Here is a 21,371-nt window from a genome sequence, read left to right on the forward strand (position 1 = left end):
CGGTTTCGCCATCACGCCTCCCCACGCTGCTTGGAGAACTCATGTCCAACCAGCACCAGGAACAACCCGGCAAACCTTCCCGGTCACAGCACTAGGGCAGGCTTTGGGCCTGACCGCAATGTAAACGATTGGCCCCCTGCCTTGCCCGACGCGGGCCCCGGCCCGACCAGGTGGGTAAAGCCCACGGAGCCGACCGGCCCCACCTGCGAGCTACGCACCGGCCAACGCCCTGCTGCTGCCTCGCCGTCGGCCTGGCGCTCGTCGTGCGGGTGGGTCCGGCTTCTTCGCGCTTCCGGTCATCCGCTGCGCTGTTTCTGCGCGGCCTGGTCGCCGGCCGGCCCGCGGTGGCGAAGTCGAGAGCGGGCCGGGTGGGCGGCCGTGCCGCGCGCGACCCGCGCCAGCGGGTCGCCTTGACCCCGCCAACCTCACCCGCCGCTTCCGCAGCTTCCTCAACCGAGCCGGACTCCGACGCATCCGCTTCCACCACCTCCGACACTCCACCGCGACCCTGCTCCTGGAACAAGGCGTCGACCTCATCGTGATCAAGGAGCTGTTGGGCCACGCACACATCGGCGTCACCGCCGGCGTCTACGCCCACGTAAGGCTCCGCCTCCAACGCCAAGCCATCGACACCCTGGGCGACGCCCTCAGCCCTACCGGCAACGACCCTGACGCCCCATCCACCGCCGCAGCCATCCGCTGACGTTGCCGCTGAGGTTGAAAGGGTGGGGTGACAGCCGGCGTTGGCGGTGCTACATCCTCGTCATGAGGTACGCGGATGGCGGCGGGCTGACCGCCGCGGGGCGGGCGAAGCGTGAAGTGGTGCGCTTTGAGGCCGCGGAGATGTTCGGGCAGGGGCTGCGGCCGCCGGAGGTGGCCCGCAGGTTAAGGCTGTCGCGGAAGTCGGCTTACGCCTGGCATGCAGCCTGGCGCGACGGCGGCAAGTCGGCCCTGTCCTCCAAGGGGCCTGGCGGCCTTCCGTGTCGGCTCAGCGATGACCAGGCAAAACGGCTGCAAGCCGAGCTGGATGCCGGCCCTGCGACGCACGGCTGGAGCGAGGACCAGCGGTGGACCCTCGCACGCGTGGCCGATCTGATCCACAGGCTGTTCGGATACCGGTACACGCCACGTGGGGTGTCGTATCTGCTGCACCGGCTGGGCTGGTCACCGCAGGTCCCCGCGCACCGGGCGGTCGAGCGCGACGAGCAGGCCGTAGCACGGTGGCGGACGGAGCAGTGGTCACGGGTAAGAGGACGGCCCAGCTCCTGGGCGCGTGGATAGTCTTCGAGGACGAGGCCGGGCAGGACCTGAAACCAGGCAGAGGCCGGACCTGGTCACGGCGCGGGCGGACGCCGCTGGTCAGAGTCACGGGCAAGGGGTCCGGCCGGGTCCTGATGGCCGGGATGATCTGCGTCAGACCGGGTCGTGAGACCCGTCTGATCTACAGGACGCAGACATACCGGGGCCGAACCGGCGAGAAGAAGGGCTTTCGAGCCCGCGAGTTCGCGGACCTGCTGACCTCTGCCCACCGACAGCTCGGTGATGCCCCGCTGATCGTGGTGTGGGACAACGCCAGCACCCACCACGCCAAGGCGTTGCGGGAGTTCTGCGACCGCAACAGCGACTGGCTGACCATCATCAAGCTCCCGCCCTACGCACCCGACCTCAACCCGGTCGAAGGCGTGTGGGCCCACCTGAAGAAGTCCCTGGCCAACCTCGCACCCCGCACGATCGACGACCTCACCCCGCTCGTGAAGAACCGCCTACGCGCCATCCAACGCCGACCGCAGATCCTCAACGGCTTCATAGCCGAGACCGGACTCAGGCTGGAGCCCCCGTAGCCCCGTCACCCTGCCCTTCAACCTCAGCGTCAACTACTGCCGTCAGGCGCCCCCAGCGCACGCGAGCGGCCCCACCAGAATGAACCTGGTGAGGCCGCTTGATTTCCATTCCTGTTCAGCATCAGGCGGCGGATGCGACACCATGATAGTAATCGGCGGCTTGCTTCAACGCGAAGGCCAATGCCGGCAGACCTTCAGAGTGGCGCCATTCCCGAGTTGCCTCTTCACAGGCTCGCCAAACTCGAACATATTCGTCATCAAGCTCTGACGACTTGATCACGATGTCATCGAATTTGACATCGGAGAATTTACGCCTGTCGGCATCCAGGAATCGCTCATTCAATTCTTCGCGTGCGACGAGAAGTTCACCCACTCGGCGAAGGTGCAATCCGCCGACTCTCGGGCTGGAGATAATCTCAGCCAAGACCTTGATGCACTCGGACGGGCCACCTACTTGACTCACCCTCTGTTCATCCTTCCTCGCAGCACAGCCATCCCCTCGACGTTTCCGTACGTGTGCGTGAGGAAAACGCACGACACGGCCGACGAGTTGAACTCAGCAGGCGCGGGCGAGTACGAAAACGACAACAGGGCCTCCCGGCATCGCTCGGTCAATTCGGATCCCCGAGCTTCCGAGAGGCCCTGCCTTAATGCGCGTACAGCCGGAAGATCACCCGACCAGGAACATTGTTCGACATGCACGTTCCATGATCGGTTGAGATACGGCTTCTGATGCCAGGCTATGTGCCTGTGTTGCGTCGAGTCAGCAGTTGCGTCAAACAGTACTCTGCAGAGAGGCAAGGCTGGCCTTTGCCTCAATCAGCACTACCTCAAGCACCTGCCTCTCCGATACTGCTACCCAGACCTTGCGCTGACCTTCCTCAAACAGGCTTGAGTAGGAAATCCATGCTTCGTAGACACGTCGCACAGCATCATTGGCTGCAGCGTTTCGATGAAATGTCGCCTCCAGCGAAAGTGAAGACTTGGCGAACGAGCCCATCCATCGATTGAACCTCGCATGCTCCGCTTGCAGTTCACCGGCAATCTCAATCAAATCATTGCCTAGCATTTCGCTCGAAAGCATCGCGATGACAATGTTCGTGAGAACGGATGCCGTTGGCTTTCTCACACTCTCCGGCGCCGACCAGGGGGCAGGCATTCTCTCCAGCCAGCTCCAAGGGTCAGATTCGGTCACTAGAATTCCACCCCCGTTGAGTGAATATCGAGTAGCGCTCGTCGAAATTTCAGGCTCAGTGTCGCCTCCAGAGCCATAGCGTAGCCAATTGCGTATCTGCTGGGATTCCCTCAATCCCTCCTGCACGCAAAACCTCCGCGCAGTAAGTAACGCAGCTGCGCGTGTCGAAGTCGTAGGCGCCGAATACCTGGCCCTCCGTCTTCATTTGATGCAGCATGGCACCGCGGGCATCTGGCAGCGGGATGCGGATCTTGAAAACCGTCTCGGAGAGCGGGCCCACGTATTCTCTCGCGAACGCATCTGTACCGTGCGTGCCCCACTGTTCGGTATGGATCGATCGGCCTCCGTAAGATACCTCGATTGAGGCGTGCTTGGGGTCCGTTCCTGCATCCAGATAGACAGTCGCTTCCCCTGCCGTACTAGGTACTTCGGCATCAGGGCCGCAATTGTGGACGAGGACGGGGGTGGCGCCTGCCAGCACATAGTACGTGTGGAAGTCGTTGACGGTGAGGTTGTGCGTGGTGACGGCGTACGGGTAGTTGCGCTTGGACTGGACCGTGAGGGTGGTGCCGTCGGGGCGGCGGAGTTGGTCGCCCGGGGTGAATTCGCCCGCGTCGACCCACTGGTGCCGGGTCTCGTTCCAGTGCGGGTGGTGGAAGGTGGAAGTGAGCTGGACGGGCGGGGCGCGGGGGTTGGACTCGTCGGTGAGGGTGAGGTCGGTGAAGTCCTTGTCGTCCGGGGTGGTGATCGTGGCCGTCACCTGCTGGGGACGGGTCTCCCCGGTCTGCGGGTCGGTGGCGAGGACGGTGTCGCCGACGCGGACGTCCTGGATCTCCTTGGTGGTGCCGTCGGCCATCTGCACGCGGGTGCCGGTGGGGAAGCTGTTCGTCTTGCAGGAACCACCACCCGACTCCGAGCCGCCGCTGCTGTGGGATTCGCTCGAGCCTGCGCTCGCCTCGGCGTCCGACCCCTCTCTGGCGGCCTTGCTCTCCGTGCCCGCGGTGTCGGTTGCGGTTTCCTTGCCGGCCTTCTCCGATGCTGACTCGGCGGCTTTCGCTTCGGCCGCGCGAGCTTCCTTGGCGGCCTTCTTGGACCTGCTCACCGCCTCGGCCGCACGGGCCGCGCCGCGTTCCGCCTCGTGGATGGCGTCGTAGGACTTGTTGATCTCCTTGTAGATCTTGAAGGCCTTGATGCCGATCTTGATGGCCTTGAAGAGCTTGCCCCACGGAACGAAGTTGAGGGCCGTGTTGATGCAGGCCATGACGTCGCCCTTGGTGAAGCAGTCCCGGGCGTCGTTGTAGCCGATCAGGTCACCGACCATGTCGATGACTTCGGAAATGAGCTTGTCGCGCTTCTTCTTTGCTTCGGTGACCTTGTTGTTCGCGTTGTCCAGTTCCTTCTCGCCATCATCGGTCGGCTTGTCGCCCGACCAGACCGGCGGGGGCGCGCCGGTCGGAGTACCTGACGAGCAACCGGTCTCGCCCCGTTCGCATTTCCAGGCCAGACCGCTGGGATCCGACTTGTTGATCGGGTCGTTGTTGGAGTAGGCGTACGCGTTCCACTGCTGTGGGTCGCCGGCGTCGATGATCGGGTCCGGGCTGAGGAAGCGGCCCGTCGTCGGGTCGTATTCGCGGGCGCCGAGGAGGGTGAAGCCGGTGGACTTCTCCTTGGTGCCGCCTACGAAGCCCTTGTCACCCGCCCATGCGCCAGGGGCCGGCTGGGCACCGCGGTCGTTGCCGAACGGGTCCGAGGCGCGGCGGACCTGGGCCAGGTCCGTGGCGTTGAACTGGACGCCGCCCGTGCCGTGGTGGTCCGAGCTCTGGTAGGTGAGGGCGGACGTGCCGCCGGTGGTGGTACGGGTGATGGACAGGCCGCCGGGTGCCGCGTAGGTGCGGACGTTGGAGACCTTGCCGGTTGCGGTGTCCAGGGTGATCTGGTCGGTGCCGAGGTTGAGCGTGGTGCTGCCCGGGTCACGGCGGATGAGCTGGTTGCCGCCCGTGTCGTAGAGGTAGCTGGTGCCGGCGCTCTCGCCGGTTCCGGTGATCTTGTCGAGCTTGCCCTGGTCGTTCCAGGTCAGCTTCTTGGTGCCGGGCGTGCTGGTGATCGAGGCGGTGTTGCCGCCCGCGTCGTACGTGTACGACGCGACCTTCGTGCCGGACGGGCCGGTCTCCGTCGAGGTCATCAGGGCGTGCGGGCCGCCTGTGCCGCCGCCCGTCTTCGGGTCGGTGGAGGGGGTGTTCTGGCGGCCGCCGAAGGTCTGGGTGACCGTGGTGTCTTTGGCAGCGTTACCGCTGAGGTCCTTCTTGACCAGCTTCGTGCGGTTGCCGAGGAGGTCGTACTCGTACTGCTGCCAGTACGGGGCCGGGCCGCCCACGCTGGGCTTGCCGGCGCCGTCGACGGCCGGGCCGCCAGCGTTGGTGCAGCCTCCGAGGCCTCGGACGTTCGGCTGCGGGATGGTGGTCTGAGTCCCGCTGTCGGTCCAGGCCTGGGTCAGCCGGCCCAGGTAGTCATGGGTGAAGCACTGCAGGTCTCGGGTGGCCCCGTCCTGCGTGTTGCCGACGGAGGTCAGCTGCCCGACCTGGTTGTAGGTGTAGTCGACGACGTCGACGCTCGAAGTCGCCGCAGTCTGCTTGTCGAGAGTGGAGCGGATCTGTCGCCCGGTCGCGATGTCGTAGTCGACGGTGGAGACGAGCTGCATGCCGGCCTCGCCGACCGTTGTCCGTATCGCCTGCCCGTACGGGTCGAAGAACATGCGCGGGACGTAAGTGGCCCGGAGTCCGCCGATGTTGCTGCCGAGCGAGGAAAAGTTTCCGGAGGCGTCCGATCCTATGGTCAGGGTCTCGGAGGCGAGCCCCGCGTTGGGGATCGCGGGCAAGGCCGTCTTGGTCAGCTGACCGTAGTCGTTGTAGGTGCTCTTGGTCTCGTAGACGCCGGCCAGACCCTTCTCGGCAGCCGGGATCGTGGCCTTGGTGCCGAGTGGGCGGTAGCCGCCGTCGTAACCCGTAACCTCGGAAACGTAGGCGCTGCCGCCGGCTCCGCCGACGTAGCGGGTGCTCGTGGAAGGCTTGCCCAGGGCCTTGGTGTCGTAGGTGAAGGCGCCGACCTGTTTGGCGGGGTCGACGGCCTTGCCCTCGTAGGTCGCGATGGTGCGGCCGAGGAGGTCGGTGACGGTGGTGGCGCTCTTGTTCCTGCCGTCGGTGACGATGGTGAGGTTCTTGGCGTCGTCGTAGACCGTGGTGCTGGTCCCAGCGTCCGGATCGGTGGTCTTCACCGCTCGGCCGAGCAGGTCGTACGCGAAGGTCCACTCGTTGCCCGCGGGGTCCTTGCGCCGTAGCTCCTTGCCCTGTGCATTGGTCTCGTAGGTGGTCTCGTCGTACGCGCCCGTGGGGGTGTTGGCTTTGTACTGGCGCAGCAGCGAGGTCGTGCCGTTGGTGATGGTCGCGGTGGCGTAGCCGCCGTTCGGCGGGACGGTGCGAGTCTCGTCAACACCGGGGTACTCGGTCTTCGAGCGCCACTGTTCCACGCCGTACGACTGGAAGACGGAGGCCGTGGGACGACCCATACCGTCGAAGACGGAGATGGTCTGGGCGGGGATCTTGCTGTCGGGGTTGACGCCCCCGTTGGGCAGGAACAGCGCGCCCGACGGACCGGCTTCGTCGTTGTAGTACTGGCTGCTGGTCTTGACCTGGCGACCGTGCGAGTCGAACAGGGAATCGGTGATGAGGCGGCCATCGGCGCCGGACACAGTGCTTGCCTGAGTCTGACGTACGCGGCCGAGACCGTCGTAGATCGTGTAGCTGGTCGTGTAGTTCTCTCCGATGCCCATGAGCGCCTGGCTCAGGACGGTGGACGGCGCGTTGGTGCCGTTCATCGCGTACGAGAACTTGCGCACGGGCAGGGCGTTGTTCGCACGTTCCTGACCGGGCTGCCAGATGGAGGTGACTCGGCCGAAGGCGTCGTACTCGCGTTCGGCGACGTGCTTGTTCTCGTCCGTGGTCTTCAGCGGAAGCGAGCGGCCGGTGTCGAGGGTGGTGACCGTCTTCCAGCCGAGCGGGTTGGTGTGGGTGACCTCGGTCGGTACGGAGCCGGTGGCCGGCTTGTACTCCGTGGTGGTCACCGCACCGTCGGGGTGGGCGGCGTCCTTGCGCGTCTTGTTGGTGTTGCTCGTGACGCGCCCGTACGCGTCGTACGTCGCGGCCGAATTGAGGCGGTACACCGGCTTGCCCGCGGCGTCGTACTTCTCCAGGACCGAGGTGCCGGTCTGGTCCCCCGCGGCGCCGGCCTGTCCGGCGGGCAGGCCGTCGAAGGCGGTGAGGGTGTCGCCGACCGTGTTCGCGGCCGTCGGGGTCTGCCCGCAGCCGCCCGAGAGGACCAGGGTGCGGGAGGCCAGTTGGGTGAGGGCGCCGCCGGGGCCGGTGGCGTAGTCGAAGGTGGTGCACAGGCGCTGGTCGGGGCGGGCCAGGTCGCTCTTGTCGTCGACCTTGGTCGGGCGGGAGAAGAGCGTGTCGTCGTACTCCGAGGTGCGCTCGCTGACGCGCCAGGTTCCGTCCGCCAGCTTGGCGCGACTGGTGATCTGCCCCGTGTTCTGGGCGCGGGCGGTGATGGCGGGCAGGTCGCCGGACTGGGAGCGGGTCGCGGTGACCTTCTTGCCGAGCCAGGGGGTCGTGACCTCGTCGGCCACGACGGTTCCGCCGTCGCGGTCGTAGGTCTGCGTCTGGCGGACCCGGCCGGACAGAACGTCCTCGTCCTTGATGCGGCCGCCCTGCGCGTCGTCGATGGTGACGCTTCGCTTGGTGCCGTTGGCGAGGACGTCGCCGTCCATGCCTCGCAGGTAGGTGGCCACGCTCTTGGTGCGCGGGGCCTCGGCCGCGTTGCCGTTGCCCGTGCGGGTGGTGACCGTGGCGAAGCCGCGGAACTGGTCCCACGTACGGGTCTTGGGGTCGGCGAACTCGGAATCGTTGCGGTGCCAGGCGATGCCGCCGCCGTACTCGTAGTCCGTCACCGTGGTGACCTGGCCGGCGACCATGTCCTGCTGGGTGACGGACTCGACGACGATCTTGTTGAACCAGTCGTTGACCGGGTCCGCGAAGGACTGCTTGGGCAAGTACCACTTGACTGGCATGCAGGCCATCGTGTTGCCGTCCTCTGAGGACGGCATGGTGCCCTTGACCCTTGAGCACTCCGGGGCCTTGTAGACGACGTTGATCAGACCGCCGGTCTCGGTGGTGATCTTCTGGATGCGGGGGCGGTAATAGCGGGGCGCCGAGGCGTCCGTACCGTCCGGGCGCCGTACGACACCGTCGACGCGGTTGGGGATCTGCAGCGGCTCGAAGGAGACCGCGGGCAGTTCCTTCTCGGGCTGGCCGTTGGACGCCTTGCGGACGATCGAGTCCAGCCAGAGCGTCGGGGAGGTGCCGTCTCCCGGATCCTGGAACGACTGGTTGAGGAGGTAGGAGTCGACACGGCGGTAGTCCGTGCCGGCCAGGACCTCGGTGTCGATCTGCTTGATGCGCTTGGTGGAGAAGTAGGTGGGCGACAGGTTCAGGCACTGGCCGGTGGACGCGCACTCCTGGTCGACGGGGGTGTCGGGCCAGGAGTTCGTGTTGGCCTTGGTGCGCTGTGCCGGGTCACAGGTGATGGCGCCGCCGGGGAAGCAGCGCTCCGCGCCGCGCAGCCACACCTGGGCGGCGGGCTTGGCCGCGCCCTTCGCGGCGATCTGCTCGGGCAGGCGCTGGCCGTAGCCGATCCAGGTCGGGTAGCTGCCGCGCTGGTACTTGGTGGAGGTGCCGGTGCCGTTGTTCTGGCCGCCGCCGCGCCCGTAGTGGTTGTCCTCCTGCTCGTAGCGGTAGGAGACGAGGTTCTGGTGCGGGTCCACGACGTAGTCGAGGTTCCACTGCCAGCCCAGCTGCTGCCACGTGCCGTTGGCCGGGGTCTGCGCGCCGAGGCACTTGTCCTGGCCGCTGTTGAAGTAGACCGGGACCGTGGAGACGGACTTGGCCTCCGGGTCGGTGCCGTCACCGCCGGGCAGGCGGTTGGAGCCGAAGTAGTACTGGGTGCCGTCGGTCGTGGTGACCTTGAACCCCTCGCCCTTCCAGGCGGAATTCCGCTGGCCGGTCAGACGCTCGATCTTGGTGCCGTCGTCGCCCTGGAGGCGGTAGACGCAGCTGGTGTCGTCGCGGACGATCTGGCCGGCGTGGCCGGCCAGGTTCAGGGACAGGATGTCGCCGGCCCAGCACTCGTCGCCCGAGTCCTTGATGCCCGCGTCCTTGCACCCCTTGTACGAGCGCGAGATCGAGCCGGGGTGCCATTCCCAGCCTTCGCCGAACAGACCGGCCTGGGCGTTGGTGGATGCGGTGCGGCCGTCGACGGAGGAGGAGTCGTAGCCGAGGGAGATGCCGGGGCCGGCGCCGGCGATGCCGTTGGGCACCTCGACGGTGTAGCCGTAGGTGAAGTTCGCGGCGTTCGCCCCGGCCTGCCAGGAGGCCGAGGGCAGGAGCGGGGTGGCGCTGTAGTCACCGCCGGCGCCGTTGGGGCCCGCCTCCATCGCGATCGCCACGTCCTGGGCGGCGAGCATCTGCGGAGCTTGCGGCGCTGCCGGCTTGGCCGCCGAGCCGGCATGCGTCTTCGGCGCGGGGTTCGGGGCCGCAGGGCTCTTGGGCGCGTCGACCTCCGCGACCAGGCGCCCGGAGGCGTCCCGGTGCGAGTCCAGGGGCGTACGGGTCGTGCAGCCGGGGGCGCCGGGGGTGATCAGGGCACACGTGGGCAGCTGCACCAGTCGGGCGCGGTCGGCCCAGTTGGCTCCGGCGGCCTTGGCCCATGCGGAGACGTCGAGAGCGACTTCCACCCTCCCCGAGGGGCTCGCCCCCGGGGCACCGCTGAGGGCGACGAGCGCGCCGTTGACTCCGGCGGCACGGGCCTTGGCGGCGTCCTTGACCTCGACGCGCAGTGCGCTGTCGGGGCCGGAATTGGCGTCCGAACCCGCGACGGCGAGAGTTGACAAATTCGCCGAACGATTCACGCCATTCACTGGCGCAATCCAGACAGGCAGCTTGCCGGCCTGAACGGCTCCGGGCCCGATGGCACCGCGAGCCGTTTCCTTGGGCCCTAAGGCGACGCTAGCCGAGCCCGATGGAATCTTGGTGTTCGAATCAGGAGTCCATTTCCGGCCAGCCGACGCCTGTTTGGCCGGAGCCTTCGCGTTCGCCCCCTTGACGGGTTTGACATCCGGCAGCGGCGTATTGGGTGGAACCCACACCTTTGGCGGTTTGTCCGCAGCCTCAACGACGGGAAGGCCCAGGCCGGAGAAGAGAACCGAGAGTGCGGCGACGACCGCGACACGCGATCGTCTGGTGCGCGAGCGCACGACGGAGCCATTTCCACGAGACAACCGAATCCCCCCACAGGAAACAGAAAGCACGAACTCCGGACCGGCAGGGTCCAGAACAAGCGCACCTTACGAAAGGTGCGTTCGATTTTTCAGCGGAGTCTCACATTCCCCACTCGTGACTCTTGTCACTCACGGCGCACCTCGGTCGTTCGCCACCCAAATCGGGCATCTGAAGGCCAGAAACCCGTTGACAGAATTGCAGAAGTGAAGCCATGGTGCCGCTGACTTCTGTCCATCTCACAGCTCAGGGGGGCCATAACGTGAGATCTTCATTTCCGGCATTGCGGAAACCAAGGCCGGGGGGCCGCGGTCGGCGGGCCTTGCGCGTCTCGATGCTGCCCATCGCCGGAGCGGCCGTGCTCTCGCTCGGAGCCGGCCTGATCGCGGCTCCGCCCGCATCCGCCGACGGTGTCGCCCGCGGCCATGGACCAGGAGGGAACACCTGGCCCGCGCCCCCGCCCAAACCGGCGCCGAGCGCCCAGGAATCGGCCGTCACCAAGGCCCTCGACGAGGCCAGGAGCAGCGGCAAGCGGGTGGCCATCGCCAACATGACCACCGCGGGCTCGCAGACCTTCGCCAACCCGGGCGGCACCCTGACCACTGACACCGCAGCCCTACCGGAGCGCCTCAAGGGCGCGGACGGGCAGTGGCGCCCGCTCGACGCCACGCTCCGCGCTGCCGCCGACGGCACGGTCGTACCGGCCGCGGTCTCCTCGAAGCTCAGCTTCTCCGGCGGCGGCACCGGCCCCATGGTCTCCATGGCCACGGCCGATGGCCGGAAACTGGCGTTCAAGGCACCGTTCCCGCTTCCCAAGCCCGCGCTCTCCGGGGACAGTGCCCTCTACCGCAACGTCCTTCCGGACGTGGACCTGCGGCTGAGCGCCGACCGGCAGGGCGGCTGGAGCCAGGTCCTGATCGTCCGCACCCCGCAGGCAGCCGCGAACCCGGCGGTCGGAAAGCTGCGGCTCGACATCGAGGCCGACGGGCTGACCGTCGCCGGCGACTCCGCCGGCAACCTCGACATCAAGGACGCCGGCGGCCGGACCCGCTTCACCGGCCCCACCTCCTTCATGTGGGACTCGGCTGCCGCACCCGCAGGCACCGAGACACAAGGCAGGTCGGCCAAGGCCGCCGCCCCGCGGTCCGCCCCGTCCTCGGACGATGCGCCTGCGGCCTCCACCGCGGACGGCCCGGGCGTGGGCGCCTCCGTGAAGCCGGTCAAGACGACGGCCGACGCGAAGGGGATCGAGCTCGTTCCCGACGCCGAGCTGCTGGGCAAGGGCACCGGCCCCTGGTACATCGACCCGGGCATCAACCCGGTCCTCGACAACACCAATCAGGCCTGGGCCCAGGTCCAGGAGGCCTACCCCGACACCAACGAGTTCAACGGCACCGAGTACGGCCAGGACAAGCCGGCCACCGGCTACTGCGGCTACAACATCGGCAATCCGCCCTGCACCGGGATCGGCCGCACCCGGGCCTACTTCCAGATCGGGGTGGACTCCCGGCTCTACAACGCCGAGATCATCAACGCGACGTTCTCCGCGACCGTGATCTCCTCGTCCAGCCCCAGCACACCCACCCCGATGGGCCTTTACTCCACCACCGCCATCGGCAACCCGACCAGCTGGAACCGGCAGCCCTGCGGCACCGGCTCCACCATGCAGGGCTGCGGGCAGGTCGGGCACACCAGCATGTCGGGCACCGGCCAGATCGACTTCACCGTCACGGACCTGGTGAAGAACGCCGCCCGGTACCAGTGGCCCACCATCACCCTCGGCCTCGCCCCCGACGACGAGTACAACAAGTACTACCGGCAGCGGTACGAGAACACCCCGCACATCGTCGTCGAGTACGACATCACGCCGACCGTCTGGTGGCCGCGTACCCGTCCGACCCCCGGATTCGCGAGCTCGGCTTCGTACGCCGACTGCCGCACGCCCGGCACGGCGAACCCGTGGGACAACCCGGGCTGGGTCGGCGCCAACAACAACGTCACCCTCACCACCCAGACGTACTCGGCCACCAAGCGACAGCTCCAGACGACCTTCCAGTACTGGGACGACGACACCGGCAAGACCGACTACGCCCAGACCGGCTGGAACGGCGACTACGGAGACGCGACGGTCGACATCGGCCCCCTGACCGACGGGCACCAGTACGGCTGGGCGGCGCGCACCACCGACGGCACTTTGACGAGCCCAGCCACCGAGTGGTGCTTCCTGCGCGTCGACCGCACGCCGCCCACCGCAGCGGTCAGCTCCACGGACTTCCCCGCTTCCGGCACCATCGGCGCCCACCCCAAGCAGACGGGCGAGGAAGGCACCTTCACCCTGACCGGCACCGACCCCGCACCGGCAGCCGGCGGCCGTTCCTCGGGCCTGGCCTGTGCGCGCTGGACCACCGACCCCGTCAGGGCCTTGGCCGGAAACTGGAAGTGCACCGACACGGACACGGCCAAGTTCACCGACGGCAAGGCCGACATCAAGGTCACTCCTCAAGGCTGGGGCACCAACCACCTGTACGTACAGACCCAGGACAACGCGGGCAACCTGTCCCAGCCGGTCGTCTACAGCTTCTACGTCCCGGCCAACCCGAACAGCCCGAAGCCGATCTTCGGTGACGTCACCGGCGACCGGAAGGCAGACGTCCTCATGCCCGACAGCACGGGCCTGCTGCGCGTGATCGGCGCGGGTTCCGACCCGGCTGCGGCCCCGAAGGCGAGCATCAACTCCGCCCCTGGCAACAATGGCTGGAACGACATCCAGATCAGCCACCGCGGCAGCACCGGCTCGCAGACCGTGGACGACCTGTTCGCGCATGCGCCTTCTTCCAAGGCGCTCCACCTCTACCGCAACGATGACAAGAACCCCGGCCGGTTCGACGCTCAGGCGGCCGTTCCCATGGTCAAGCCGAGCGACTGTGCCACACCGGCGCGCGCCGCTCTCGACTGCGCGGCTGTCGGATACGGTCAGGACTGGTCCAAGGTCACGCAAATCGCCGCGTTCGGCTCCATCACTGGTGACACTGGCACCAAGCCGAACGCCCTGCCGCAGACCTCCCTGCTTTTCGTGGAGAACGGACGGCTGTGGCTGACCCTCGCCGTCGGACCCGACGAGCTCGAGTCCCCGGCCATCCTCCTCTCCGCCAATGACACCCGGTGGGACGGCTACGACCTGATCACCCCCGGCCGCGCGCAGGGCACCGACTTCCCCACCCTGTGGGCCCGTTCCAAGACCGACGGCACGCTGCACGCCTTCTCCGTCAAGGGCACCGCGCAGGCACCCGACCTCACCGGCTTCACCGACCCGGCCGCAGGCCTGATCTCCGGCAAGATCGAACCGAAGACGTACCCCCGTGTCGGCTCCAACGGTGACCTGAACGGGGACAGCCTCCCCGACCTGTGGGCCGTTGACACCAATCAGCAGCTCGTCGCATTCAACGGCGTCGGCACGATGACCGGGGGCACGGTCGCCTCTTACCCGATGGCCAATGGGGTCGGCACCGCCGCCGTAGCACTGGGCAACCTCAACATCCCCACGGGCCAGTGGCCGCTGACCGGGCAGGTGGGCACAACCACCCCCGATATCGTCGGCAAGAACGACGCCACGACGGTCGGCATCACCTACGTCTCCGACACGATCGGCGGACGCGCCACCAAGTACGCGAGGTTCGCCGGCTCGAAATCCGAGGCGACCATCACCACCGCCCGACCGGCAGTGGACACCAGGAAGAGCTTCACCCTCAGCACCTGGGCCAAGGCAGGCGCAGAGGGGAAGGTCGTCGCCAGCCAGGACGGCAATCGGACCAGCTCCTTCATCCTGTACGCCGACTCCTCGAACTGGCGCTTCGCCCTGGCCAATGCCGACACCGACGGATGGCCCTTCGACTACACCAACATCGCCAACGAAGCGGCCCGGTTCACCCCGAGTACGTGGACCCGTCTGACGGCCGTCTACAACGCGGACACCGGCCTCATGAGCCTCTACGTCAACGGCGTACTCGCCGGCACCGGAACACACCGGGCCTCTACGAGCCCTGCCCCCAGCGGACCCCTCGTCCTCGGCCGGTACAAGGCCAACGGAATTGTTCGGGACATCCTCGACGGCGGTATAAGCGACTTCGCCGTCCACCCCTACGCCGTCGCCCCCACCACCCCCGGCGCCGCCGGCCCGATCGCGCTGTCCGCTTCGGCCACCAACTGCGTCGACAACGACTTCAACCGCCCCAACCCCGGCAACAAGATCCAGATCGCCGCCTGCAACGGTAGCGACGCACAGAAGTTCCAGATCCGTGGCGACGGAACCGTCCGAACCAACGGCATGTGCCTCGGCGCGGTGAACGCGGGCACCGCGAACACGACGCTCATCGAACTCCAGGTCTGCGACAGCAGTGCCCCGAGCCAGCGGTTCCTCCCCCGGGCCGACAACAGCATCCACAACCCGGTCTCCGGCCGCTGCCTCGACCTCGGCAACCTCGACACCCGTCCCGGAACCCCGCTCTGGCTGTTCGACTGCAACAGCAGCCCCGCCCAGCGCTGGACCATCCCCACCCTCGGCACGGCGCCACTCCCGGCCCCCGCCCCCGCCCCGTAGAAGGGACCACGAACCCACGCAGCGGCCGCCCTCCCGAAGCCGGGAGGGCGGCCGCTGCTGCCATTACGCGCTAAGAGGCCATGTCTGCCCGTCAGGTAGTCACCGAGTGCGGTTGGGCGAACTCATCGGCCAGCAGGCCCATCATCACGACATCGTGGTGCCGGCCGGAGAGGTACACGAGCTCACGCAGTCGGCCCTCTTCCACGAAGCCGAGCCGACGATGGAGAGCCAGGGATGCTTCGTTGTGCGCGAAGATCCGCACCTGGCACTTGTGGAACCGGTGCTCGGCGAACATGTAGCGAAGCAGCAGCTCCGCGGCTTCTGCTGCGTAGCCCTTGCGGCGGTGCTCGGCCCCGATCGTGATCCCGTACTCGAACCAGCCCGAACGCGCGTCGGCCTGGTGCGAGCCGACGGCGCCGACCATCTCCCCTGTACCGACGGCTTCGACCGCCAGCTGGAAGCGGTCACTGTCCCGTTTGCCGGTCGACTGTTCATTGGCCCAGGCGCGGTATCCCTCGACGGACCGGGGCGGGCTGACCAGGTCCCCCAGACCCTCCTCGTCCTCCGCGAAACGCGCGAACGCGGCCGCGTCATCGGGCTCGATGCCACGCAGACGCACGTGCCTGCCCACCCAAAACGATTTCATCCCCTATTGGATCATTCCCGGCTCCCCGAGTCCAGGCCTTCAAGAAGCCATATCGGCCTGTGACCTGTACTTTCAGGTTCAGGTTGCCGAGTGGTCAGTCGGCTGTCGGGCGCCAGCGGTGGGCCAGGCGTGCCGCGCCGTAGGCGCCCCAGAGCCATACGGTCAGCGCCATCGCGAACATGGTGGCGAGTACGAGGGTCAGGACGGGCCAGGAGTGGGTCGCGCCGTCCGAGTAGGAGCCGGCCGTCATGGGTGTGGCCAGCCAGTAGTGCGCGGCCAGGCCGATCAGGGACGCGGCCGACAACGGTAGGAACAGGGTGAAGAACGAGATCTGCTGCCCCGGCCGGCCCACGAGGACGATGACGGAACCCTTCGGGGTCTCGGTCTACCGGGCGAAGAGGCGGCCCCGGCCCGGCGTGTCCCAGCTGTAGAGCTCTTTGACCCGCACGTCCGCGTTCCGCGACTCGACGGGCGCGGGGCGGTCCGGAGTGCAGGGAAGGGCGAGCCGTTGCAGCGCCTCGCAGGGGCCGTTGAGTTCGGCGGTCCCCTTCGCGTGGTCGACGCTCAATCGCAAGGCCTGCACGCCTGGAGGGAGTTCCCCGAGGAATGCGGGCGGTACCGGCTTGTCGTCCCGTACCTCCACCAGGACCGCGCTGGTCCCGACACGCTTGACCGTCTGCTGCGCCTGCACCGCCGGACCGGTGTTGCGGGTCACCCACAGCTGGGTCTGTCCGACGAGGACGAACGCGATGACGACCCCGGCGGTGAGCCGCACCGTCGCGCCGGGCCAGGCCGCCGCCCAGCGTCCCGAGACGAGGGCGCCGGAGCGGCCCGTACGGCGGCCCCAGGCGGCAAGGCCGTGCCCGGCGGCCCCCGCCGCGAGGCCGATCAGCGAGGGCAGCGTGAGGATCGTGCCGCCGACGCCGATGACGTATTCCGGTCGAACGCTCCGCTCCGGGTACGCCCAGTTCGGCGAGCAGCTTCTCCGCGTCCTCGTAGGCGTCATTGCGCGAGGCGCCGGCGAGGAGCCCCGCCAGTGCCACGTTCTCGACCGGCGTGAGTTCCGGCAGCAGCTCGCCGAACTGGAACACCACTCCGGTGTGGGCGCCGCGGTGGCGCGCCGGCTCCCGCCGCCGCATCCGCGCGATGTCGGTGCCCGCCACCCTCACGGCGCCCTGGGGGCGTCACCAGGCCGAGGGCACATGAGATCAGGGTGCTCTTCCCGCTGCCACTGGGACCCATCACGGCGACGGACTCCCCCACCGGCAGCCGAAGATCGAGGCCGTCGAACAGCGTGCGACCGCCGATGGCGTACCTCAACGACCCCAGCTCCAGCGCCGCGGACCCTCGTGACATCTCCGACACGGCGTGCTTTCCCATGTTTCCCTACTTACCGAAAGGGCCGTGGGGTCACCGGGACCGGTAACCCCACTCGACGTCCCGTGCCGTGATCAGCCGATACCCTGACCGCTCTTGTTGTGGAGCGTGTACCGTCCGGTCTCGGCCTGACGTCCGTACTGGACATGGACCGAGTGGCCGTCCTGCTTCGTGTCGGTCACCGCGGCTCGCGTGTTCGTCCCGTACGAGTAGGCGTGAACCGCGTCGTCCTTGTACGAGTGGCTGTCGTAGGCGATCGCGGGCCGAGGGACGCTACATCTGTGATCGACCAGGGGAAAACGCCTGTGCGACATCCGGACGGCGAACGGCCCCACGAAGCCCTCGGCTCACATCGGACGACCTGCCGATTGGCGATATTGCGCCAAATGCGATGAGGGGCGTCTCGGGTGGCCGGAATCGGCCCGAAACCCGAATGGCGCCGTGCCCGCCCGCCTCGCCCGCGGAACGCCGAACGGCCCCACCGGGTCGGTGGGGCCGTTCGGCGGGGCGCGGAGGGGTCAGGCCGCCTTGCGGCGGGGGGTGAGGAGGGATTCGGCTTGGGCCGCGAGGACCGGGCGGTCCACCTTGCGGTTGGAGTTCAGGGGGAACTCCGGGAGGTGCTCGAAGCGGCGGGGGAGCATGCCGTGCGGGAGGACCTCGCGCAGGCTGCGGGCGAGTTCGGCCGCCGGGCGGCGCTCGCCGGTGTAGAAGACGACCAGTTCGGTGCTGCCGTCCACCGGGCGGGCGACCGTGACCACGTCCTCCACTCCCTCGACGGCGCGCAGGGCGTGGTCGACCTCGGCGAGCTCGACCCGCCAGCCCTGGACCTGGACCTGGGAGTCCAGGCGGCCGAGGTAGATCAGGTCGCCGCCGGGCAGCCGACGGACCCGGTCCCCCGTGCGGTACCAGACGCGGCCCCCGCGCTCGACGAAGCGGCCGGCGTCGTCCTGCGGGTCGAGGTAGCCGGTGGCCATCTGCGGGCCGGTGATCAGCAGTTCGCCCTCCACCGCGGTCTCGGCGCCCTCCTCGTCCAGCAGGACGTGGTCGTGGCCCGCGTGGACGGCGCCGATCGGGACCAGGCCGTTGACCGCCTGGCCGGGCGAGGTCTGCGGGTCCCAGCGGTACGCGGTGATGGTGACGGTGAGCTCCGTCGGCCCGTAGATGTTCTCCAGGGTGGAGGCGGGCGCGGCGGCCTGCCAGTCGGCGGCGTCCTGGACGCGCAGCGCCTCGCCCGCGAAGAAGCTCCGGCGGAGGGTCGACAGGGCGCCCGGGGTCAGGCCGCCCATGCGGCGGATGAGGCCGATGGCGCTGGGGGTGGAGAACCAGACGGTGATCCCGCGCTTTTCGAGGTGGGCCGGCATGTCCAGGTAGGCGCTCGGCGGTACGACGTCGACGACGCCGCCCGCGCCCCAGGCGCAGAACAGGTCGAACATGCCGCAGTCGAAGTTCAGGTCGAAGGTCTGGGTGAAGACGTCCTCGGGGGTGAAGCCGTAGCGGGCGTCGAGGAGCTCGAAGTAGTGGTGCGTGCTGCCGTGGCTGATGGGCACGCCCTTCGGGCGGCCCGTGGAGCCCGACGTGAACAGCATGTAGGCCACGTCCGATGCCGCCACCTCGCGGGGCTCGGTGAGCGCCTTCGCCGGGTCCGGGACCACCAGCGGGATGTCGACGTCGCCCAGTGCGGCGCGGCCCTGGTCGTCGACGATCAGGGCCGCCGCGGCCGATAGGTCCAGCATGCGGGCGGTGCGGACGGCGGGGAAGTCGGGGTGCAGGGGGACGACGGTGGCGCCCGCGTAGAGTCCGCCGAGGATGCCGGCGTACGCGGTCACGCTCTTGCCCGCGAGGACGCCGACGACCTTGGCGGAGCCGAGGGATCCGGCCCAGGTGAGGGCCTGCTCGTGCAGCTCCCGGTAGGTGTACGACTCGGCACCGATCCGCAGGGCGGGGCGGTCGGGGGACAGGGCCAGCCCGCGGCGGAAGCGCTCGTACAAGGCCTGGCGCTTGGTGTCAGACATGATCACTCCGAAGGTTCCGAAAGAGATGTGCGAGTGCGTCGCGGGTTAGGGGTCCGGCCGGGGTTCCCGGGGTCTCCTCGGCCGTCCTAGCGTCATGTGCTTGGGAAACGTCAACCGACACAGACTGGGGTCACCATGGGCTGGGACAAGGGCTGGGACAACAATTTCGAGGAACTGCTGCGGGAGTACCTGCCGTTCCTCAGTGCGGACGAACCGCTTGAGGCCGACACCGACCTGCGGGCCGTGGGACTGGACTCCCTCGGGGTCGTCGAGCTCCTGGGTTCCCTGGAGCAGGCGTACGACGTCCGGTTCGTGGACGAGGCGCTGTCCCTGGAGACCTTCGCCACCCCCGCGGTGCTGTGGGAGCAGATCGGCCGGATGTCCGAGGCAGCCAGCCGCTGACCGGCAGCGGAGCCCGCGCCGCCGCGGCCGCGGCCGCCGCCCTCAGGCGGCGGTCGCGGTCCGGCGGCGCGGCCGCATGGCCAGCCTCGGATTGACGGGTACGACCCTGAAGTTGCGGGTCGCCGCCCCCACCCGGCCGAACAGGGCGTCCTGTCCGGCCACGTAGAGGGTTCCGACGCCCCTGTCGCGCAGCGAGCCGAGCACGCCCGGCCAGTCGACCGGCCGGACGCAGCCGTCCAGCAGCAGGTTCCGCACCTGCTCGCCCGTCGTCAGCACCGCCCCGTCCTGGTCGGCCACGACCGGCAGGTGCGGGTCGCGGAAGGACAGCCCCGCCAGGACCTCCTCCTCGACCCGCCGGCGCAGCCCGCCGAACGCGGGCGAGTGCAGCGGCGGCTCCATGACGTACAGCGGCATGCCGCCCAGCGCCCGCAGGCGCTGCTGGAGCCACTCCAGCCGGGACTTGCGCAGGGTGAGCATCGCGAAGTCCTCGTCGACGACGCAGGTGACGTCGTGCCACTCGCCCTGCTCGGTCAGCTCGGCCCGCACCTCGTCCAGCCGGGCGCGCGGGGTACGGGCGAAGGACTGGGTGGCGACCTCCTCCGGGTGCTCCTCGGCGAAGTACGCGTCGAGCGTGTGGGCGAAGCGTGCCGTGAAGCGGACCCCGTCGGCGAAGGACAGCGCACCGGAGTGCACGGCCGCCGCCTTCTCGCCGAAGCTCAGGCCGGTGCAGAAGGCCGGCTGCTCGTCGAACTCGTGCTCCACCCAGCGGGCCAGGGCGAGGCAGTTCACGAGGAACGCCACCTGGGCGTACTCGGAGTAGTCCCCCTCGGCCTCCTTGAACCGGTCGAAGAGCGAGTAGCCGAGGACCTCGTCCGCCTCCGCGAAGAGCTCGCGGGCGAACGGGTTGACCAGCATGAACTTGGCGACCTCGGCGAAGGGGACGGGGCCCATGCCGGGGAAGACCAGGGCGCTGCCCGTACGGTCAGTTGCCTCCATGGCCCACCATCTCCTTCTCCTTCGCGAGGGAGCCGAGGAACTCCCTCATCACCTGCTGGAACAGTTCCGGCTCCTCCAGGTGCGGGAGGTGGCTGGACTCCTCGAAGATCACCCACCGCACGTCGGGGATCAGGTCCTGGAACGGCTGCACCGTCGCCGGGGTCGCCTCGTCGTGGCGGCCGGAGATGAGCAGCGTCGGCACGGCCACCTGCGGGCAGTAGTCGACGACCGACCAGTCCTTGAGGGTGCCGTTGACGTGGAACTCGCTCGGGCCGTTCATCGCGTAGTACACCGTCGGGTCGTTGTAGACCTCGTAGAACGAGGCCAGGTAGTCCCGCGGCCACGGCTTGAGCCGGCACACGTGCTTCTCGTAGAAGGGGCGCATCGCGTTGTGGTATTCGTCGCTGTCGGTGGTGCCCGCGGCCTCGTGGCGCAGCAGCGTCTCGTTGACGCCGGGCGGCAGGTCGGCGCGCAGGCGCTCCGCCTCCTGCAGCCACAGCGGGTACGAGGCGGGGGCGTTGGCGATGACCAGGCCGCGCAGGCCGGCCGGGCGGGCTGCCGCGTACTTGGTGACGAGGAGGCCGCCCCAGGACTGCCCGAACAGGACGTAGTTGTCGGCGATGCCGAGCCGCGTGACGAGGTTCTCGAGCTCGTCGGCGAACAGCTCCGGGGTCCAGAAGTCGGCGCCCTTGTCGGGCAGGTGGGTGGAGCCGCCGTTGCCGAGCTGGTCGTACAGGACGACCGGGCCGGTGTGCGCCGCCAGCTCCTTCAGGTTCTTGAGGTAGTCGTGGGTGCTGCCGGGCCCGCCGTGGACGACGACGAGCGCGGGCTGCTCCGACTGGAGGTCACCGGTGACCTGGTACCAGGTCTCGTACGGGCCGAAGGGCACGGTGCCTTTGGGTTTGAGTGCCACCGTCGTC

At 68.4% G+C, this 21,371-nt stretch carries 13 protein-coding genes and 1 pseudogene; 4 read left to right on the forward strand and 10 right to left on the reverse strand.

Features of this window, described 5'->3' with window-relative positions; translation table 11 throughout:
* Positions 1-397: 397 nt before the first annotated feature.
* Both K7B10_RS40215 and K7B10_RS41840 read left to right on the forward strand, forming a co-directional pair.
* A pseudogene (locus tag K7B10_RS40215) lies at positions 398-703 on the forward strand (tyrosine-type recombinase/integrase); the annotation flags it as partial.
* Between the two features lie 62 nt (positions 704-765).
* A protein-coding gene (locus K7B10_RS41840; protein ID WP_443735435.1) for an IS630 family transposase occupies positions 766-1,841 on the forward strand; the annotation gives its coding sequence in 2 pieces (ribosomal slippage) (positions 766-1,225 and positions 1,225-1,841; 1,077 coding nt in all).
* 121 nt (positions 1,842-1,962) lie between these two features.
* Here the strand turns inward: K7B10_RS41840 and K7B10_RS40230 are convergent.
* From K7B10_RS40230 to K7B10_RS41145, 3 genes are all read right to left on the reverse strand, one after another.
* Entirely contained in the window at positions 1,963-2,214 is a 252-nt protein-coding gene (locus tag K7B10_RS40230) for a hypothetical protein (RefSeq protein ID WP_229345967.1), read from the reverse strand.
* A gap of 402 nt (positions 2,215-2,616) precedes the next feature.
* Positions 2,617-3,036 (reverse strand): hypothetical protein, encoded by a 420-nt coding sequence (locus tag K7B10_RS40235; RefSeq protein ID WP_229345969.1) that lies wholly within the window; start codon positions 3,034-3,036, stop codon positions 2,617-2,619.
* Between the two features lie 55 nt (positions 3,037-3,091).
* Entirely contained in the window at positions 3,092-10,036 is a 6,945-nt protein-coding gene (locus tag K7B10_RS41145) for a polymorphic toxin-type HINT domain-containing protein (protein WP_267502809.1), read from the reverse strand.
* Positions 10,037-10,755: 719 nt separating this feature from the next.
* On the opposite strand from K7B10_RS41145, the gene K7B10_RS40250 reads away from it, so the two are divergent.
* Positions 10,756-15,018 (forward strand): ricin-type beta-trefoil lectin domain protein, encoded by a 4,263-nt coding sequence (locus K7B10_RS40250; protein WP_229345971.1) that lies wholly within the window; start codon positions 10,756-10,758, stop codon positions 15,016-15,018.
* A gap of 91 nt (positions 15,019-15,109) precedes the next feature.
* On the opposite strand, the gene K7B10_RS40255 is transcribed toward K7B10_RS40250, so the two are convergent.
* The 5 genes from K7B10_RS40255 to K7B10_RS40275 form a co-directional block, all read right to left on the reverse strand.
* On the reverse strand, positions 15,110-15,637 hold the full coding sequence (locus tag K7B10_RS40255) for a GNAT family N-acetyltransferase (protein ID WP_308284703.1): 528 nt from the start codon (positions 15,635-15,637) through the stop codon (positions 15,110-15,112).
* A 121-nt stretch (positions 15,638-15,758) separates the two neighbouring features.
* Positions 15,759-16,016, reverse strand: a complete 258-nt coding sequence (locus K7B10_RS40260; protein ID WP_229345976.1) for a hypothetical protein — start codon at positions 16,014-16,016, stop codon at positions 15,759-15,761.
* Positions 16,017-16,049: 33 nt separating this feature from the next.
* Positions 16,050-16,670, reverse strand: a complete 621-nt coding sequence (locus K7B10_RS40265) for a hypothetical protein (protein WP_229345979.1) — start codon at positions 16,668-16,670, stop codon at positions 16,050-16,052.
* Positions 16,667-17,044 carry an ATP-binding cassette domain-containing protein gene (locus tag K7B10_RS41465; protein ID WP_308284704.1) on the reverse strand — a complete coding sequence of 126 codons (378 nt, stop codon included), beginning with the start codon at positions 17,042-17,044 and terminating at the stop codon, positions 16,667-16,669. The genes K7B10_RS40265 and K7B10_RS41465 overlap by 4 nt, the downstream gene beginning before the upstream one ends.
* A 515-nt stretch (positions 17,045-17,559) precedes the next feature.
* Entirely contained in the window at positions 17,560-19,053 is a 1,494-nt protein-coding gene (locus K7B10_RS40275; protein WP_229345981.1) for an AMP-binding protein, read from the reverse strand.
* Between the two features lie 135 nt (positions 19,054-19,188).
* Here K7B10_RS40275 and K7B10_RS40280 point away from each other — a divergent pair, with 135 nt between their 5' ends.
* Positions 19,189-19,455, forward strand: a complete 267-nt coding sequence (locus K7B10_RS40280) for a phosphopantetheine-binding protein (protein WP_229345982.1) — start codon at positions 19,189-19,191, stop codon at positions 19,453-19,455.
* A gap of 42 nt (positions 19,456-19,497) precedes the next feature.
* On the opposite strand, the gene K7B10_RS40285 is transcribed toward K7B10_RS40280, so the two are convergent.
* Both K7B10_RS40285 and K7B10_RS40290 read right to left on the reverse strand, forming a co-directional pair.
* Positions 19,498-20,451: an ACP S-malonyltransferase gene (locus K7B10_RS40285; protein ID WP_229345983.1), complete on the reverse strand. Its 954-nt coding sequence runs from the start codon at positions 20,449-20,451 to the stop codon at positions 19,498-19,500.
* Positions 20,438-21,364: a proline iminopeptidase-family hydrolase gene (locus K7B10_RS40290; RefSeq protein ID WP_229345984.1), complete on the reverse strand. Its 927-nt coding sequence runs from the start codon at positions 21,362-21,364 to the stop codon at positions 20,438-20,440. Before K7B10_RS40290 ends, K7B10_RS40285 begins: the two co-directional genes overlap by 14 nt.
* Positions 21,365-21,371 lie beyond the last annotated feature (7 nt).

This window comes from Streptomyces flavotricini (assembly GCF_020639365.1).
GTDB classification, from domain to species: Bacteria; Actinomycetota; Actinomycetes; order Streptomycetales; family Streptomycetaceae; genus Streptomyces; species Streptomyces flavotricini.